This is a genomic window from Mesorhizobium sp. M0011 (genome assembly GCF_040324155.1).
In the GTDB taxonomy this organism is placed as follows: Bacteria; Pseudomonadota; Alphaproteobacteria; order Rhizobiales; family Rhizobiaceae; genus Mesorhizobium.
The window spans coordinates 126,851-143,949 of the sequence record NZ_JAMYVQ010000006.1 but is presented as its reverse complement, the minus strand read 5'-3'; the positions used below and the strand labels follow the sequence as shown (position 1 = coordinate 143,949).

Below are 17,099 nucleotides of genomic sequence, written 5' to 3'. Positions count from 1 at the left end.
ATGATCGAGGCCAAGGATGTTTCGGTTGATATCGCCGGCAAGCCTATCGTCAGCGGTATCGATTTCCACGCGCGGCCCGGCGAGATCGCCGCCATCGTCGGCCCCAATGGTTCGGGCAAGACGACCTTCCTCAAAGCGCTCTCCGGCGAACTCGCCTATACCGGGCGCGTTGCCCTCAACGGCCGAGATCTCTCGACGATGAAGCCGGTCGAGGTGGCCGTCCATCGCGCTGTGCTGCCGCAGGCGACGACGCTGTCGTTCCCGTTCACCGTGCGGGAAGTGGTCAAGCTTGGCCTTGTCGGCGGCCGCTCAGGCGTCTTGCCGGGCGAGGATTCGCGGCTGCCGGAACGGGCATTGGCGCGTGTCGATCTCGACGGCTTTGCCGGCCGTTTCTACCAGGAGCTTTCCGGCGGCGAGCAGCAGCGCGTCCAGCTCGCGCGCGTGCTGTGCCAGGTCTGGGCGCCAGTGCTCGACGGCAAGCCGCGCTTTCTGTTCCTAGACGAGCCGGTTTCCAGTCTCGACATCAAGCACCAGCTGATCATCATGAACATTGCCCGCGACTTCGCCAGAAGGGGCGGCGGCGTGGTCGCCATCCTGCACGACCTCAATCTGACGGCCATGTATGCCGACCGGATCTTCGTCATGCACCGCGGCAGGCTAGCCGCCACCGGGTCGCCGCGGGATGTGCTGAGCGATGACCTGATCGAGAAGGTTTTCGACTGCCGGCTAAAAGTCGGCGTCCTGCCGGCGGGGAACATGCCGTTCGTGCTGCCGCAATCTTCGGTCGGTTGATATTCAGGTGAGGCCGGCATTGCGCGCCAATTGTGGGCGCGCCAATTGTGGAAGTCGGCGCCGCCCCTCATTGCCCTGCCAGGCATTTCTCCCCGTAGAATGGGGAGAAGACGCTCAGGCAGCCGGGGCGCGGCGCTCCATCAGCATGTCGATGCCGAGCAGGTTGCGCACATTCGGCCGCGCCGCCACCAGATCGGCGATCGTGTAGCGGGCGAGCACCGCGAAGAACGCGTTCAGCGCCTCGCGCAACGCCGAGTTCAGCGCACAGCTGTCGACAAGCGGGCATTCGGCGGCGTCGTTCTCGAAACACTCAGCCATAGCGAAGCTCTCTTCCGTCACGCGCACGACATCGAACAGGCTGATGGCTTCGGCAGCACGGCCAAGCTTGACGCCGCCATTCCTGCCACGCACGGTCTGGACAAGGCCGTGCTCGACCAGCGGCTGCAGGATCTTGAACAGGAAAAGTTCCGACACCGAATAGGCGGCCGCGATCTCGGGGATGCGGCTCAAACGGTCGTCATTGGCCGCGCAATACATCAAGATGCGCATGGCATAGTTGGTCTGGCGCGTAAGCCGCATTTTGTCCTCACAAGGCACTGGTGCGGTGCAACCACGCCAGATCTGGAAATTTTTGCTGATGCGGCTTTGACCCGAAATTCCGGATTCGCCGCATTGGCCTCGGCGGAATATGGCCTATACCTTGGAATAATTCCAGACTAGCTTCGCGCGATAGCTGAATTTTCTCCTCAACTTTGTGTGCGCGCCCGAGCAAGATTCGGCGCGAAACCGGCTGTCGCGGGTATTTTGGCTGTCAAACCACTAAATAGCCTGAGATCGACGAGGAGCGGCTCACCCATGTCACAATCAGCTTCGTCCCTGGCGCCTGTCCGTTTCGATGCCGAAGCGGATGCCAAGCTTTCCGCGTTGCGGCGGACAAAATTCGTCGCGGCGGCCGCACTGGCGCTTTGCGTGCTGGTGTTTGCGCTCGCCAAGTCATTCGAGTACGTCCATCCGTGGCTCGGCTTCGTCGCTGCCTTTGCCGAGGCGGCGACCATCGGCGGCCTCGCCGACTGGTACGCGGTCGTGGCGCTGTTCAGGCGACCTCTGGGGCTGCCGATCCCGCACACCGCCATTATCCCCGAGAACCAGAACCGCATCGCCGACAATCTCGGCCGCTTCATCGAGGTCAACTTCCTGGCGCCTGAACCGGTGCGTGAAAAGCTCGCCGAGGTCGATTTTTCGGCGCTGGTCGCCGATTGGCTGGCCGATACCGAGCGCGCCGCCGGCCTGTCGCGCTTCGTCGTGCGACTGGTGCCGCAGACCCTGGCCGCCGTAGAGCAATCCGGCCTGCGTGGCTTCGTCACCAGCCGCATGCTCGAACAGGTCGAAAAGGTGCCGCTGGCGCCGCTGGCCGCCGAGCTGCTCTCCGCGCTTACCGACGATCGCCGCCACCAGAAACTGTTCGACGAGTTCACCAAGGTGATCGGCAGGTTCCTCAATGACGAACAGGCGCTGGCGACGATGCGCGAAAAGATCCGCGAGGAACTGCCGTCGCTGTTCAACCTGTTCCGCGCCGACGCCTATCTCCTGAAGAAGATCGTCGCCTCGGCCGGTTCGCTGCTCGACGAGGTGAGGGCCGATCCCGATCACCCGATGCGCGCTGAATTCGACCATTTCGCTCAAGGCTTCATCGAAAAGCTGAGGACATCGAAGCAATATGCCAAACGTGCCGAGAAGCTGAAGCGCGATTTCCTGGCCCGGCCGGAAGTCAGGGGACTGGCCGGCGACATGTGGGCAAGCCTCAGCCAGTTCATCGAGCAGGACGCCAAGGCGCCGAATTCGGTCATCCGCGCGCATCTTGCCGACATGTTCGTCGAGGTCGGGCGGCATCTTGCCAGCGATGCGCAGATCCGGGCCGACATGAACCAGGGGTTCGTGGTGGCACTGGCGTCGTTCGTGGAGAGCCAGAAAGCCGGCGTGTCGACATTCATCGCCGACCAGGTCAAACGCTGGGACCTGGCGCAGCTGACGCGGCTGATCGAGATGAACATCGGCAGGGACCTGCAATACATCCGCTTCAACGGCATGATCATCGGCGGCCTCGCCGGTGTCGTGCTCTATGTGGTCGAGCGGGTGTTCCTCGTGAATTGATGCGCGGTGAGGCTGGTGCTCATTCCACCGCGTCCGAATGGACTCACGGAATGCGAGTGTTATTCTCCATCCGAGGTTGCCCGCATCCGCGGCAAAGGGGAGCAGACGAGCATGGCAAAACAACCGGAATCCGATTCCTTCGTGGACATGTTCGGCAGGTTCGGCCGCGACCTGAAGGTGCCGAATGTCGATGTCGAGGCGATCCTCGCCCATCATCGCAAGAACATCGAAGCGCTGGAGAAATCGGCACGAGCCGGTGCCGCCGGCGCCACCTCGCTGTTGTCCCGGCAGCGCGAGATGCTGCAGGATACGCTGCGCGAGGTCACCGATATCGCGCAAAGCTACAGGGCGCCGGGCAATCCGCAGGAACTGATGGCCAAACAGACGGAGTTTGCCAGAAAGTCTTTCGAAGTCGCATTGAAGAATGCGGGCGAAGTGGCTGAACTGGTCAAGAAATCCGGCGCCGAATCGGTCGACATCCTGCGCACCCGCATCAAGGAGGCGATGGAGGAAATCCGCGCCGGCTACGAGAAGAAGTAGCGGATGTGGCCGGGGCCGGCTCATTGCTGCCGGCAGCGCCCTGAAGCCCGGAAAGCCCGATTTGACCTGCGACTGCGCCGGCGGCGTGGCACGATTGCGGCCGAAATCGACGGAACGGATTCGCGCAGAGCGAATTGACAGAGGCCGTCAGTTCGTGGTCCGGAGGCTCTGGAAGCGATCGGGAAACCAGGAATGAACGAAATACGGCCTAAAACGCCGCCTACCTACGAGCAGTTGAGGACGATGGCCGGGCTGGAACTCGGCGTGTCGGAGTGGACGACGGTCGACCAGAACCGCATCGACCAGTTCGCTGAATGCACCGGCGACCATCAATGGATTCATGTCGACCCTGAAAGGGCGCGGCGGCAAAGCCCGTTCCGCACGACGATCGCGCATGGCTATCTGACGCTGTCGATCATCGGCGCGCTGGCGCTCGGCATGGGCATCGTGCCCGAGAGTACGCAGGCCGCCTTCAATTATGGCTTCGACAAGGTACGCTTCCTGGCACCGGTCAAGGTCGGTGCCCGCATCAGACTGCGCATCACGCTGCTGTCCATGGAGGACAGGGGCCCCGGCCAGTATCTGATGAAGGCCGCCAACACGGTCGAGATCGAAGGCGAGGAAAAGCCTGCTTTGATGGCCGAAACGCTGGTCATGCTTTATGAACGCCGCAAGCGGGCAGGGGCGTGAGAGGCTGTTCACCTGGAGCGCAAAATCAGAGGTCTTGTGATACTTCCACCAGCCTCTGCCGCTTGAACTCGGCGCGGGCCGAGAGCAGTGCGAGGAACAGTGCAGCCAGCGCCAGCACCGTGGCCGTCTGAAATGTGACCTGCATTCCCCGTGCTGCGGCCTCGGAACTCAGAAGTCCAATGCCTTCCTGCCCTTTGGCCGATGCGACGGCGAATATGGCGCCCATCAACGAGGCGCCGGTGATCAGCCCGAGGTTGCGCGAAAGGTTGAGCAGGCCGGAAACGACGCCGCGCTGGCCGGCGCCGACACCGGTCATGACGGCTGCATTGTTGGATGTCTGGAACAGGGCATAGCCGATGCAGGTGACGGTGATCGCAACGACATAGCCGGCAATGCCGAATCTGATCACGGCGAGCGACAGCAGGAACGTGCCTGTCGCGAGGCTTATCAGGCCGGCAACCATCATCCTGTGGGCGCCGAAATGATCGGTCAGGCGTCCGGCGACCAGCGCCGATAGAGCCGAGACAAGCGGGCCGGTCGACAGCACGAGGCCGACCATTGCGGCATCTAGCCCAAGTCCTCGCGAAAGATAGAACGGGGCCACCACCAGGGTCGCCATCATCACCGTGGCGACGACGAGGCTCATGGCGAGACTGGCGCTCAGTTGGAGGTCGCGGAAGCTGGCAAGCCGGATCAAGGGGTTGTTCACCCTCGCCTGCACGGCGGCGAACAGAAGAACGCCGATGCCGGCAGCTATCAGCAGGCTGATGTTGAGTGCGCCGAAATTGCCTCGGCCAAACGTCATGGCCAGTGCATAGGCGGCCAGCGTCAAGGCCAGCAAGGCGGTGCCCACGACATCGAACGTGCCTCGGTCGACCTGCTGCCCTGTCTTGCTGTGTGCCGGCAGGGCACGCCAGGCGAGAGCGAAGGTGAGCACACCCAGCGGGACATTGACGAGGAAGATCGCTCGCCAGCCGAAGCCGGCGATCAAAAGGCCGCCGAGCGAAGGGCCAAGTGTCGTGCCGATCGCGGACATGGCGCCGAGCAGGCCCATGGCGCTGCCAATTCTGTCTTTGGTCACGGTTTCGGCGACAAAGGCCAGCGTCAGCGCCATCATCAGCGCCGCGCCAAGTCCCTGCACGGCGCGTGCGGCAATCAGCAGCCACAGCGTCCGCGCCAGGCCGCAGAGCACCGATGCCGATGTGAACAGCGCGATACCGCCAAGCAGCAACGGCCTGCGCCCGAACATGTCGGCCAGCCGTCCGGCGCTGACGATCAGTGTGGTGATGGCGAGCAGATAGGCCAGAACCACCCATTGCACGGACTGGAACGTCGCGTCGAAATCCTGCATCAGCGACGGTAGCCCGACGCTGGCAATGCTGGTTCCCAACGACGACAGCAGCGTGGCGAGCGACAGGCTTGCCAGCGCCCAGCGGGCAGATTGGGTTTGTGGCTGCGCCGACACGTACTCATTTCGATTTTGCTCAGCGATTGCCACGGCGATCTCCTTCCATCAGTCCCACAACCGGAACTGCTGGAGATCTAGTTCCTTGGCCAATGTGGCGGAAGGCGCAGCATTTGCATCTTATTCGTGCGTTTGGCGCCATATCATGCCATGATCTGCCGATGACATCACCCGATCTCAACTTACTGTTCGCTCTCGACGTCCTGCTGACCGAAGGCAGCGTTGCGCGTGCCGCCAGCCGCCTGCGCCTCAGCCCCTCGGCGATGAGCCGGACGCTGGCGCGGCTGCGCGAGGCGACGGGCGATCCGCTGCTGGTTCGCGCCGGTCGAGGCCTGGTGGCGACGCCGCGTGCGGAAGAACTGCGACGACAGGCTGGTCGTGTCCTCCAGGATGCGGAGGCGCTGCTGCGTCCTGCCACCTTGCTCGATCTCCGGAGCCTGGACAGGGTCTTTACGCTGCGCACCAATGAGAGCTTCGTCGAAGAATTCGCACCTCGTCTCGTTGCCCGCATCCAGGCCGATGCGCCCGGCGTGCGGCTCCGCTTTGCACCGAAGTCCGATAGAGACGTCATGTCGCTGCGCGATGCGGCGATCGACCTGGACATAGGCGTCGCTGGCGAGACCGGACCGGAGGTGCGCATCCAGGCATTGCTTCGCGACTGCTTCATCGGCGCCGTGCGAATGGGCCATCCGTTGAGCGAGGGCGCGGTGACGCCAGAGCGCTATGCCGCAGGCGGGCACATCAGCGTTTCACGGCGTGGCCGCGAGAAAGGGCCGATCGACGAGGCTTTGAACCGGCTCGGGCTGCAGCGGACAATCGTGTGCATGGTGTCCGGGTTCTCGGCAGCCCTTGCCATGGCCCGCACATCAGACCTGATCGCCAGCGTTCCGGAGCGGCACACCGAGGGCGCACGCGTCGGCATGCACAGTTTTGCCCTGCCTGTTGCCACGGCTGGGGTCACCATCTCCATGCTGTGGCACCCGCGCCTGGATGCCGATCCGGCGCAACGCTGGCTGCGCGACTGCGTGCGGGAGATCTGCGCGGCGTCTCGCTGACAACGATGAGAAGCCTGCGCCAATCGCCCAGGCTTCTCATCCGTCCCGTTTATTCGGTTTGGCGTTTTCGCAAATATCTCAGCGCGCTCAGTGTGAGCGTCGCCATGACCGAACAGTAGCCCACCAATGGCCACGCCGTGTCTCCGCCGAGCACGATGACGAACAGCGTGCCGAGGGTGCCGACGACAAGACTCTGGATGCAGAAGTAGAGCGCGACGGCGGTTCCCGCGACATCGCCGAAGGCCTCGAGTGCGCCGTTCGCGGTGACCGAAACAGTGAAGACGATGCCCACGGCAATGATCCACATCGGGCCGACGAATGTCTCGAAGGACGGCGCCGCGAACAGTTGCCCGGCCGCCAGCAGAGCCGCGCCGAGCAGCAACATCGCCATGCCTCTGATAGCACTGCCCGCGATGCCCCAACGTGCAATGAACTTTTTGGCGAAGCGGGTGGTCGCGATCATCACCAGCGCCGCGGTGGCGAAGGCCAGGCTGAAGCCGAACTGCGAAAAGCCAGCACGATCCATGAGCACCCGCGGCGCCGTCGAAAAGAACACGAAGAAGGCGCCCATGGCGGCACTCAAGCCGAGCGTATACGCCCAGAAGGCAAAGCTGGAGAGAATGGGGCGAAACGCCATTGGCCTAATATCGGCATTCAACGGGCGTGTTTCATGCCATCTCGGCCATGCATTGAGGGTGGCGGCTACCGCCAGACCGCCGAGCGTCAGGAAGATCGCGCGCCAGCCGAGATTGTCGGCGATCAATGCACCGGCAATCGGCCCCAACGCCGGCACGAAGGCCAGCATCGAACTGAACAGGCCGTAGATGACGGCACTTTCGGGCCTTTGCGCATAGACGTCGCGAACCGTTGCAAAGGTCGCAACGAGAACGGCGGATGCACCGATGGCCTGCACGACCCGCAAGGCGACGAACACCATGGCCAGCGAGGTGCAGGCGAGCAGGACGGATGCGCCTGCAAACAGCAGCGCGCCGCCGATCAGCACCGGACGCCTGCCGATCCTGTCGGAAATCGGGCCGAAGACGATTTGGCCGAGTCCAAGACAGATCATGTAGAGGCTCAGCGTCAGCTGGATGACATTAGGCGATGTCTTGAGGATTCCCGGCATCGCCGGGACGATCGGGAGGTAGATATCCATGGCCAGCGAGGCCAGGATGTCGAAGGGCGCCATCAGCACCATGGCTGCTGGCAGGGAAGTGGTCCATGTCGGGTTTTTTGGACAAGGCATGATTGAACATCCGCTCAAATGGCTACATTTGGCGGCGATCTGCCGTTCTCACTGAAGATGGGAAATGACGGGCCGCCGCAACAACGAACTGCTGTTGCGGCCTACTTGTCTGCTGACTTGCTGGTTCCCATAAACGCTATCCGGAAAATGATGGCGCAGACATTCTCTCGAGTGCGCTTGTGGTTCCCTAGCAGCCACAGATTGCCCAGGCAACAGGATCAGCTTGGTCGCGTCAACGCGCCATCGCCGCCTCGAGCACCTTGAAAATCCGCTCGTCCGCGCATTGGGCAACGTTGAAGCGCAGGAAGCGGCTGGCTGTTCCAGACAGGCTGAACGCGTTGCCGGGCGCCAGCACGGTGCTGTCGGCCAGAGCGCGGCGGGCGACTTCGGCCGCATCCACCCCATCCGGCAGGCTGCACCACAGGAACAGGCCGGCCGGCTGGTCGATCCAGGGCGTGATGCCGATCGCCTTCAGGCGGGCGCTGGTCTCGCCCATGGCGCGGGCAAGCTTCGCGCGCAGCAAATCCATATGCTTGCGGTAGCTGCCGTCCTTGAGCAGCGTCAGCACCAGTTCGGCCGCGAGCCGGCCGCCGCCGAAGGTGGTGGCGATCTTGAGGTCGGTCAGGGGCTCGATCCAGTCGCGCGGTGCAGCGATGAAGCCGCAGCGAACCGACGCCGAAAGCGTTTTGGAGAAGCTGCCGATGTGGACAACGCGGTTGAGACCATCGAACGCCGCCAGCCTGGGGGCGGGCGCATGTTCGAAATCGGCGAAGATGTCGTCTTCGACGATGGTCAGATCCGATTGGTCGGCGAGCTTGAGCAGCCGATGGGCGGTGACTAGCGACAGCACCGCGCCGGTCGGGTTGTGGATGGCGGAATTGGTGATGTAGAGGCGCGGCCGGTGCTCGGCCAACGCTTGCGCGAACAGATCGATATCCGGCCCCGACGGCGTGTAGGGGACACTGACGACCTTGGCCCGGTGGGCGCGCAACAGAGCGTGGAAGTTGAAGTAGCAGGGGTCGTCGACCAGCACGGTGTCGCCGGGCTCGATCAGGAACCGGCACAACAGGTCGATGGCCTGCGTGCCTGATTCCGTCAGCATGATCTGCCCGGGAGAGGCCTCGATGCCGTGCCCGGCCATACGCCGCGCCAGCAATTGCCGCAGCGGTGGCAGGCCGAGCGGCGTGCCGTAATCGACCAGTGCGATATCGTCGGCACGCGCTACCGTGCGCAGTGCCCGGCGCAGACCTGCCTGCGGCATCCACGAGGCCGGCAGCCAGCCGCAGCCGGGTTTCAGCATGTCGTCGCCGGCCTCCAGGGACTGGCGTGAGATCCAGAGGGGGTCGACCGCGCGGTCGAGGCGAGGACCAATCTCGGCCAGCGACAGCGGCGCCAGCGATCCGGCGGCATAGAATCCGGAGCCCGGCCGCGAGCGGATCGCACCTTCGGCGGCGAGCCGCTCATAGGCTTCGACCACGGTGGATTTGGACACTCGCATGGATTTGGCAAAGGTGCGGATCGACGGCAATTGCGCTCCCGGCGTCAGGCAGCGCGCCGCGATCCGCTGGCGGATCGTCGCCATGACGCCTTCGACCAGCGTTCCGCTGCTCTCGCTTCCTGTTGTCTGTTTGTCCATCCGTACTGCTCTTCTAAGCATGACAGTTGTGTGTAATTGTACCGCATTGTCTCTGGCGATACTACCGGCTCCGCGCGATACGGAGCCGACAAACGGAGCATACGATGGACAAGACCGCGAGCGGCTGGATGAATGGATTCATCGGCGTGTTGATCTTCAGCGGCTCGCTGCCGGCAACGCGCGTGGCGGTCAGGGATTTCGATCCGACATTCCTGACTTCGGCCCGAGCGGCGATTGCCGGACTGCTTGGCCTGGCACTGCTGCTCCTGTTTCGGCAAAAGCGTCCGGAGCGCGGCGACCTGCTGTCGCTGGTGATCGTCGCGCTTGGCGTGGTGGTCGGCTTTCCCTTGCTGACCGCACTGGCGCTCAAGCACGTCACCACGGCCCATTCCATCATCTTCGTCGGCCTGCTGCCGCTGGCCACTGCGATTTTCGGCGTGCTGCGCGGCGGCGATCGGCCGCGCCCGGCGTTCTGGCTGTTTTCATGCATCGGCAGCGCGCTGGTCGCGGGTTTTGCCCTGACGCAGGGCGTGACGGCCTCGCCGGTGGGTGATGGTTTGATGCTGGCCGCCATCATCGCCTGCGGTCTGGGCTATGCCGAGGGTGCCGCGCTGTCACGCAAGCTTGGCGGCTGGCAAGTGATCTGCTGGGCGCTGGTGCTGTCGCTGCCGATCATGCTGGTGCTGACGCTGATGACCATGCCGCCGTCGTTCGACGGCGTCGGCGTCAGTGCGTGGATAGGGCTTGCCTATGTCTCGCTGTTCAGCATGCTGATCGGCTTCGTGTTCTGGTATCGCGGGCTGGCGCAAGGCGGCATCGCCGCGGTCGGGCAGTTGCAGCTGCTGCAGCCATTTTTCGGACTGGCACTGGCAGCGACGCTGCTGCACGAGCAGGTCAGCCCGCTGATGGTGGTCGTCACGCTTGGCGTCGTGCTTTGCGTCGTCGGCGCCAAGCGATTCGCGAAGCAGGAATTGCCACGACGCGCGATCGCCTGACGACGGTACCGTCCTCGCCTAAAACTTCGTGACCACCCCAATACCAATGCCCTCGAAGCCGCCCATCGCCATCAGGGCCGCGGGCGCCTCGTCGAGGCTGATCCTCTTGCCGACCAGCAGTTCGGGCTTCAGCTTGCCGTTGCGGATCATGTCCATCATCGCCTGGTAGCGGTAGGCCTGCATGCCGTGGCTGCCGAGGATTTCGAGTTCAAAGGCGATCACCTTGTCCATCGGCACCTGCGGCCGGGCATGCTCGCCCAGCATCAGGCCGACCTGCACATGGCGGCCGCGCCGGCGCAGATTGGATATCGAATTGAACGAGGTGGTGGGGTGGCCGAGCGCGTCCATCGACATGTGCGCGCCGCCATTGGTGATCTGCTTGACCGCCTTGACCACGTTCGGTGTCGTGGATGCATTGATGGTGGCGACGGCGCCGATCTTTTTGGCGAAATCCAGTTTCTCGTCGGTGAGATCGATGGCGATGACATTGGCGCCCATTGAACTGGCGATCATGATCGCCGACAGGCCGACGCCGCCGCAGCCATGCACCGCGACCCATTCGCCCGGCTTCACCCGGCCCTGGTCGACGATGGCTCGAAACGAGGTGACGAAGCGGCAGCCGAGGCTGGCGGCGGTGGCGAATTCCATCTCGTCGGGCAAGCGCACGAGATTGGTATCGGCGTGTTCGATGGCGACATATTCGGCAAACGAGCCCCAGCCGGTGAAGCCAGGCTGTGTCTGGCGTTCGCAGACCTGGTGATTGCCCGAATTGCACTCGAAGCAGCGGCCGCAGCCGACGGCAAACGGCACGGTGACGCGCTCGCCGGCCTTCCAGCGGGTGACCTGCTTGCCTGCGGCGACGACGATGCCGGCAAGTTCGTGGCCCGGCACATGCGGCAGCGTGATGCCCTCGTCATGACCCATCCAGCCATGCCAGTCGCTGCGGCACAGACCGGTCGCCTCGACCTTGATGACGACGCCATCAGCGGCCGGCTTCGGATCAGGAACGGTCTGGATCCTCGGCGCTTCGCCGAATTTCTCGAAGACGACGGCTTTCATCGGTCACTCCACCCTCTGTGCTGCAGGAAACGATAGCCGATTCCCTGTCTGGTCGATCAGAAATCGATTCCGCCAGGCCTGTTGGCAGGCAGCAGCCCTTAACTGGTTCCGCGGTTGCGAAAGTCGGCAAGCCGGGTTTCGCCGGGGGCAAGCTGCCGCCCGTCCTCGGCATGTACTTCCAGTCGCTTGATCGGCCGGCTGGTGAGATTGTCGACCATGAAGGTATAGGGTTCGCCCGGTCCGGCGAAGTAGGTCTCGCCCCATTGCCGCAGGGCAACCAGGACATAGAACAGGCCGCGTCCCTTTTGCGTCAGCACATATTCATGATGCGCGCTGCCGTCGGGCGCCGGGACCGTTTCGAGGATGCCATGCGCGACAAGATTGCGCAGCCGCGACGACAGGATGTTCTTGGCGACGCCGAGGCTCTTCTGGAATTCGCCGAAGCGCCGCAAGCCGTCGAAGGCGTCACGCACGATGAGCAGCGACCACCAGTCGCCAATCGCGTCCAGTGGTCGCGCTATGAAGCAATCCGCTTCGTGGTGGCTCGTTCGTTTCACCATGGCAGTCGTTGGTCCAATGCTCTAATTTCGGTTGCAACATAAAACTGTTCCGCCTATCCAGCAAGAGGTTTCAAGTTGAAACCTTTTGTGGAGAGAGACATGAACATGCAGGTGGCGAACAGCGGTGCAACAAGCCTCGAGCAATCCGATGGGCCGCATCGGGTGGCGCCGCCGCCTACGGGATTGTCACGATTGACCGCGCTGATCTTCGCCATCGCCTGCGGCCTGAGCGTCGCCAATATCTATTTCGCTCATCCGCTGCTCGACGCCATAGCGCATGATTTTGCTATCGCGCCGGCCTCGGTCGGCATCGTGGTGACGGTCACGCAGATCGGCTATGGGCTCGGCCTGTTCTTCATCGTGCCGCTGGGCGACCTGTTCGATCGCCGCAAGCTGATTGCCGGGCAGGCGATTCTGTCTGCCGTGGCGCTGGTGGCGGTCGGGATCGCGCCCAACGCGGCGATGCTGCTGGCGAGCCTCGCGGTCGTCGGGCTGCTGGCGGTGGTGGTGCAGGTGCTGGTCGCCTTCGCTGCCGACCTCGCTGTAGCATCGGAGCGGGGGCGGGCGGTCGGCACCGTCACCAGCGGCGTCATCCTGGGCATCCTGCTTGCCCGCTTCGCTTCGGGGGTCGTCGCCGATTTCGCCGGCTGGCGCTGGGTTTATCTTGTCTCGGCCATGTTGACGCTCGTCATGGCGATGGTTCTCTACCTGATCCTGCCGCGCCACGAGGCGGAGCGGCCACGCACATCCTATCCACGCCTGCTCGCTTCGGTGCTGCTGCTGTTCGCGCAGGAGCCGCTGCTGCGCGTGCGGGCGGTGCTGGCCATGCTGATCTTCGCCAGCTTCAACGTGCTGTGGGCGCCGCTGGTACTGCCGTTGAGCGTCGCGCCATTTTCACTTTCGCATACCGAGATCGGGCTTTTCGGCCTTGCGGGCGTCGCCGGCGCGCTCGGTGCGCGCTGGACCGGCGGCCTCGTCGATCGTGGATGCGGCCAGTTGGTCACCGGCCTCAGCCTGCTGCTGATGATGGCGGCCTGGCTGCCGATCGCCTTCATGGGCATGTCTCTGTGGTTGCTCGTCGCCGGCATAGTCATGCTGGATCTGGCGATCCAGGCCGTCCACGTCACCAACCAGAGCCTGATCTTCGCCCGGCGGCCGGATGCGCGCAGCCGACTGGTTGGCGGCTACATGATCTTCTACTCGGTCGGCAGCGCCCTGGGCTCCATCGCCTCGACCATGGCTTATGGTGCAATGGGCTGGAATGGCGTCTGTGTGCTTGGCGCCGGCATCGGCCTGTTGGCGCTGCTGTTCTGGGCGTTGACGCTGCGCGTCGGCAGATAAGCCTATGGCCACGGCGCGGTGTCGAGAAGCGGCTGCCAGGCTCGGAACCAGTCGCTCGCCTCGGCCTGCCACGGCCAGATGCCGTCCACAGTGGGATAGATCAGCTGGAGAACACCGAAATCCAGGCCGTCGTAGAACCAGAGGTCCCAGCCGAAATGCTCGCGATAGTGTTCGATATGAACGGCGCCGAATTGACAGTCGAAACCTTCGATAAAACCGGACGATCGCTGCCCTGGTTGGAAAACCTCGCCGGAGCGGACGCGGCTGCAATACTCGTTGATGATGAACTGGGAGATTTCCGGCTTCAGGCCGATGACGATGAGTTCCGGCGCCTTGAAGTTGTGCTCTATTCCAACCGAATAGGTGAAAGGCGGATCGTCGCCTTCCTCCAGCACATGCAAGATGTGGCAGCCATAAGCCTCTATATCGGCCAGCGCCTTGGCTTCACCTGGGTCGGTGGCTTTTCTACTCGGCATCGATCTGGTTCCGGGGCGCGGCTTTCTGGAAGGCCGGCAGCGCCATGCAGGCGGCATTGATGCGCGCGATCGTCGGGTAGGGGGTCAAGTCGACGCCGAAGCGGGCGTTGCTGGCAATCTGCGCGGCGAGGCAGATGTCGGCCAGGCCCGGCGCGTCGCCATGGCAGAATGTACCCGTCTCCGCCGCCGACGCCATGATCTTTTCAAGCGGCTGAAAGCCCTCGTTCACCCAATGGCGGAACCAGTTGGCGATGTCTTCGTCGCCGGCGCCGAACAGCGTGCGCAGCGAGGTCAGCACGCGCAGATTGTTCACCGGGTGGATGTCGCAGGCGATCATCTGCGCCAGCATTCTCACGCGTGCCCGGCCGGCCGGGTCCTCCGGCAGCAGCGGTGGTTCCGGTTTGGTCTCGTCGAGGAACTCGATGATCGCCAGCGATTGCGTCAGCAGCGTGCCGTCGCCGAGCACCAGCGCCGGCACCAGGCCTTGCGGATTGACCGCGAGATAGGCTGGTTCCAGATGTTCGCCATGGCGCAGATGATGCGGGACATAGTCGTAGCTCAGCCCCTTCATCTCCAGCGCGATCCGCACCCGGTAGGAGGTGGAGGAACGGTAGTAATTATGCAGGACGAGGCCGCTCATGCGCTCACTTCGGCTGGCCGATGGTCACTTCGATGGTGCCGATGCCGTCGACGCCGCCGGTCATCGTGTCGCCGGGGCCAACCGCGCCGACGCCTGCCGGCGTACCGGTGAAGATCAGGTCGCCGGGCTCGAGCTCCATCGCCTCGCTGCAGATCGACACGATATCCGATATTGGCCAGATCAGTTCAGCGAGGTCGGCATCCTGCCTGACCTTGCCGTTGACGGCGAGCCAGATGCGGCCCTTCCGTGGGTGGCCGGATTTCGCCGCGGGGATCAGCGGGCCGCAAGGCGCGGAGCGGTCGAAGGCCTTCGACCAGTCCCACGGACGGGCGGCCTTCTTGGCCTCGTCCTGCAGATCGCGGCGAGTGAGGTCGATGCCGACGCCGTAGCCCCAGACGTGGTCCAGCGCCTTGTCGCGGGCAATGCGGAAGCCGGCTTTGCCGATCGCAGCCACCAATTCGATCTCGTGGTGTAGATCGGCCGTCAGCGGCGGGTAGGGGATAGCGGTGCCGGAATCGACCACCGCGTCGGCCGGCTTGGTAAAGAAGAAGGGCGGATCACGCTCGTCATTGCCGAATTCGCGGGCATGCGCCGCGTAGTTGCGGCCGACGCAGTAGATACGGCGCACCGCGAAACGATCGGACGAGCCCGCAATGGCCACCGATGCGGTTGCGGGCAAGGGAAGGACGAATTCTGTCATGTGGGTCTCTGCTTGGTTGCCGGAACATTCGACCGATTTGGGGGCCTGGACAAGGCGATTTGGTCGAGAAAGTGCCGGCGGCACTTTCCGCCGGAGATGGCGATATACTATTTGGCAATAATCTGGCCATGCTGACGAGGCTATTCTAATCGCCCACGAACTGAAATGAACCCCTATGACCGCAACCCACGATCGCGCCCGGTTCCTGATCATCGACGATCACCCGCTGTTTCGCGAGGCGCTGCACAGCGCCGTGCAGATGGCCTACCCGGAAGTCGACACCGTGGAGGCGCGCTCGATCACCGAGGCGCTGGACCTTCTGGCCGGCGCCAAGCCGTTCGATCTCGCGCTGCTCGACCTCAACATGCCCGACGTGCATGGCTTTGAAGGCCTGCTGCAGCTCCGGACCCGCTATCCGCGCCTGCCGGTGGTCATCGTCTCGGGCTATGAGGAGCCGAAGATCATTTCCGAGGCGCTGTCCTATGGTGTCGCCGGCTTCATCCCGAAATCGGCGCGCAAGAGCGACCTCGCCGCCGCCATACGCTCGGTGATGGAAGGCGCGATCTATGTGCCGGAAACTTATGAAGGCCGCACACCCGACGCTGAAAGCGTCGACCGCGCCGACATGGTGCAGCGCCTGTCGACGCTGACGCCCCAGCAACTGCGCGTGCTGCAGATGCTGCGCCAGGGCCTGCTCAACAAGCAGATCGCCTACGAGCTGCAGGTGGGAGAGACCACCGTGAAAGCGCATGTCTCGGAGATATTGCGCAAGCTCAATGTCTACAGCCGCACGCAGGCGGTGATCGAGGTTTCGAAGCTGGACAATGCCGAGCTGTTTCGCGATCAGGCGGGGTTTTGAACCTCGCCTCCCTCGCATAGCGAGGGTCAACCCGTGGAGCGGGGGCGCTCTCACATCGGTGGCCGTGCGGACTAGAGAAAAAGTGCACTGTCACAGTAATTCCAACACTGGTTATGAGAGTAAGAGCTATGTGAGGAGGCCGCCGAGGCGCTACGAGCCGAACTAGCAAAGCCGATGTCCGACGCAGAAACTCTCGAGCGCATCGTTTGTGTGCGAAAGGAAATAAAAAGCCCGAATCCAAAGGCCCGAAGCGCCTCACCGATGTGATCGGCAACGCTGTTTGCGGCATCACAATTGCCACTGCCGAGATTAGGCACCACCCGAATAAATCGGTCTAGCAGACTCAATAAATTCATTGTCACCGGCTCGCCGGTTATTCACCTTGTTCCAAGTTACGCTGTATCCACAGGCAAATTTTGCTGCAATCGCCAGCGTTGCATGTCAAGATGGGCTGGGCAAAGGGTGGGGATTGCATATGCACACGGCAATGAGCCAGAAACTGGCGAGCTATGGCCAGTGGACGTATCGCGGTGCGTGGGCACTTGAAATCGTTGCGGCGATCATCGGTCTAACAACCGGCGTCGCTCTGAGTTACCGCGGCTTTGTTGCCAATGAGGCAGCGGACTCAATGGACCTTGTCCTTGCAAGCGCCCCGTTCTTTATGATCGCGATTGCTGAGCTGACGAAAATCCCAATCGCCACGCTTCTGTTCGGCGCCTCATGGTTTTGGAAACCTGTTATCCTGGCGTTTCTACTTGTATTGGCCGGCATCACTTTTGAGACAGTCCTTCTCGGATTGGAGCGAGCCAGTACAATGCGCGAGGTCCAATATGCCAATTTCGCCAACCAAACTAAAGGACTCCACAAGAACTCGAAAATCTCAAGGCAGTAGCC

Annotated in this window: 18 protein-coding genes; 9 read left to right on the top strand and 9 right to left on the bottom strand. The window is 63.1% G+C overall.

The features are described 5' to 3' along the window. Positions 1–792 carry a heme ABC transporter ATP-binding protein gene (locus NKK51_RS09305; RefSeq protein WP_352552414.1) on the top strand — a complete coding sequence of 264 codons (792 nt, stop codon included), beginning with the start codon at positions 1–3 and terminating at the stop codon, positions 790–792. 114 nt (positions 793–906) lie between these two features. Here the strand turns inward: NKK51_RS09305 and rirA are convergent, their stop codons facing one another. Continuing rightward, positions 907–1,371 carry an iron-responsive transcriptional regulator RirA gene (rirA, locus tag NKK51_RS09300; protein WP_013531245.1) on the bottom strand — a complete coding sequence of 155 codons (465 nt, stop codon included), beginning with the start codon at positions 1,369–1,371 and terminating at the stop codon, positions 907–909. A 276-nt stretch (positions 1,372–1,647) separates the two neighbouring features. Here rirA and NKK51_RS09295 point away from each other — a divergent pair, with 276 nt between their 5' ends. The 3 genes from NKK51_RS09295 to NKK51_RS09285 all read left to right on the top strand — a co-directional run bounded on the left by NKK51_RS09295 (position 1,648) and on the right by NKK51_RS09285 (position 4,173). After that, a complete protein-coding gene (locus tag NKK51_RS09295) occupies positions 1,648–2,943 on the top strand; it encodes a DUF445 domain-containing protein (protein ID WP_352552412.1) in 1,296 nt (431 codons plus the stop codon). Positions 2,944–3,054: 111 nt separating this feature from the next. Then, entirely contained in the window at positions 3,055–3,483 is a 429-nt protein-coding gene (locus NKK51_RS09290; protein WP_352552410.1) for a phasin family protein, read from the top strand. Between the two features lie 192 nt (positions 3,484–3,675). Beyond that, positions 3,676–4,173, top strand: a complete 498-nt coding sequence (locus NKK51_RS09285; protein WP_128303993.1) for a MaoC family dehydratase — start codon at positions 3,676–3,678, stop codon at positions 4,171–4,173. A 25-nt stretch (positions 4,174–4,198) separates the two neighbouring features. Here NKK51_RS09285 and NKK51_RS09280 read toward each other — a convergent pair whose 3' ends face one another. Then, positions 4,199–5,671, bottom strand: coding sequence for an MFS transporter (locus NKK51_RS09280; protein WP_352552408.1), 1,473 nt, complete (start codon positions 5,669–5,671; stop codon positions 4,199–4,201). 128 nt (positions 5,672–5,799) lie between these two features. Between NKK51_RS09280 and NKK51_RS09275 the strand changes: the two genes are divergently transcribed. After that, positions 5,800–6,693: a LysR family transcriptional regulator gene (locus NKK51_RS09275; RefSeq protein ID WP_352552407.1), complete on the top strand. Its 894-nt coding sequence runs from the start codon at positions 5,800–5,802 to the stop codon at positions 6,691–6,693. Positions 6,694–6,742: 49 nt separating this feature from the next. On the opposite strand, the gene cml is transcribed toward NKK51_RS09275, so the two are convergent. Next, on the bottom strand, positions 6,743–7,939 hold the full coding sequence (cml, locus tag NKK51_RS09270) for a CmlA/FloR family chloramphenicol efflux MFS transporter (protein ID WP_352552405.1): 1,197 nt from the start codon (positions 7,937–7,939) through the stop codon (positions 6,743–6,745). Between the two features lie 232 nt (positions 7,940–8,171). Continuing rightward, the gene (locus tag NKK51_RS09265; RefSeq protein WP_352552403.1) at positions 8,172–9,575 is read right to left on the bottom strand and encodes an aminotransferase-like domain-containing protein; all 1,404 of its coding nucleotides are present in this window, start codon (positions 9,573–9,575) and stop codon (positions 8,172–8,174) included. Positions 9,576–9,679: 104 nt separating this feature from the next. Here NKK51_RS09265 and NKK51_RS09260 point away from each other — a divergent pair, with 104 nt between their 5' ends. Next, the gene (locus tag NKK51_RS09260) at positions 9,680–10,570 is read left to right on the top strand and encodes a DMT family transporter (protein ID WP_023812234.1); all 891 of its coding nucleotides are present in this window, start codon (positions 9,680–9,682) and stop codon (positions 10,568–10,570) included. 18 nt (positions 10,571–10,588) lie between these two features. On the opposite strand, the gene NKK51_RS09255 is transcribed toward NKK51_RS09260, so the two are convergent. Together NKK51_RS09255 and NKK51_RS09250 are read right to left on the bottom strand one after the other, a co-directional pair. Beyond that, the gene (locus NKK51_RS09255; RefSeq protein ID WP_352552401.1) at positions 10,589–11,629 is read right to left on the bottom strand and encodes a zinc-dependent alcohol dehydrogenase family protein; all 1,041 of its coding nucleotides are present in this window, start codon (positions 11,627–11,629) and stop codon (positions 10,589–10,591) included. 98 nt (positions 11,630–11,727) lie between these two features. Continuing rightward, on the bottom strand, positions 11,728–12,189 hold the full coding sequence (locus tag NKK51_RS09250) for a winged helix-turn-helix transcriptional regulator (protein ID WP_352552400.1): 462 nt from the start codon (positions 12,187–12,189) through the stop codon (positions 11,728–11,730). Between the two features lie 99 nt (positions 12,190–12,288). Here NKK51_RS09250 and NKK51_RS09245 point away from each other — a divergent pair, with 99 nt between their 5' ends. Next, entirely contained in the window at positions 12,289–13,530 is a 1,242-nt protein-coding gene (locus NKK51_RS09245) for an MFS transporter (RefSeq protein WP_128303994.1), read from the top strand. Positions 13,531–13,532: 2 nt separating this feature from the next. Here NKK51_RS09245 and NKK51_RS09240 read toward each other — a convergent pair whose 3' ends face one another. The 3 genes from NKK51_RS09240 to NKK51_RS09230 are packed head-to-tail and all read right to left on the bottom strand — an operon-like array spanning position 13,533 to position 15,346. After that, a complete protein-coding gene (locus NKK51_RS09240) occupies positions 13,533–14,006 on the bottom strand; it encodes a DUF4262 domain-containing protein (protein WP_023812230.1) in 474 nt (157 codons plus the stop codon). Further along, positions 13,996–14,646 (bottom strand): maleylacetoacetate isomerase, encoded by a 651-nt coding sequence (maiA, locus tag NKK51_RS09235; protein ID WP_352552398.1) that lies wholly within the window; start codon positions 14,644–14,646, stop codon positions 13,996–13,998. The genes NKK51_RS09240 and maiA overlap by 11 nt, the downstream gene beginning before the upstream one ends. A 4-nt stretch (positions 14,647–14,650) precedes the next feature. Next, positions 14,651–15,346, bottom strand: a complete 696-nt coding sequence (locus NKK51_RS09230; protein ID WP_352552397.1) for a fumarylacetoacetate hydrolase family protein — start codon at positions 15,344–15,346, stop codon at positions 14,651–14,653. A 175-nt stretch (positions 15,347–15,521) separates the two neighbouring features. Here NKK51_RS09230 and NKK51_RS09225 point away from each other — a divergent pair, with 175 nt between their 5' ends. Both NKK51_RS09225 and NKK51_RS09220 read left to right on the top strand, forming a co-directional pair. Next, entirely contained in the window at positions 15,522–16,205 is a 684-nt protein-coding gene (locus NKK51_RS09225; RefSeq protein WP_023812226.1) for a response regulator, read from the top strand. Positions 16,206–16,692: 487 nt separating this feature from the next. Beyond that, positions 16,693–17,097: a hypothetical protein gene (locus NKK51_RS09220; RefSeq protein ID WP_352552395.1), complete on the top strand. Its 405-nt coding sequence runs from the start codon at positions 16,693–16,695 to the stop codon at positions 17,095–17,097. Positions 17,098–17,099: the final 2 nt, after the last annotated feature.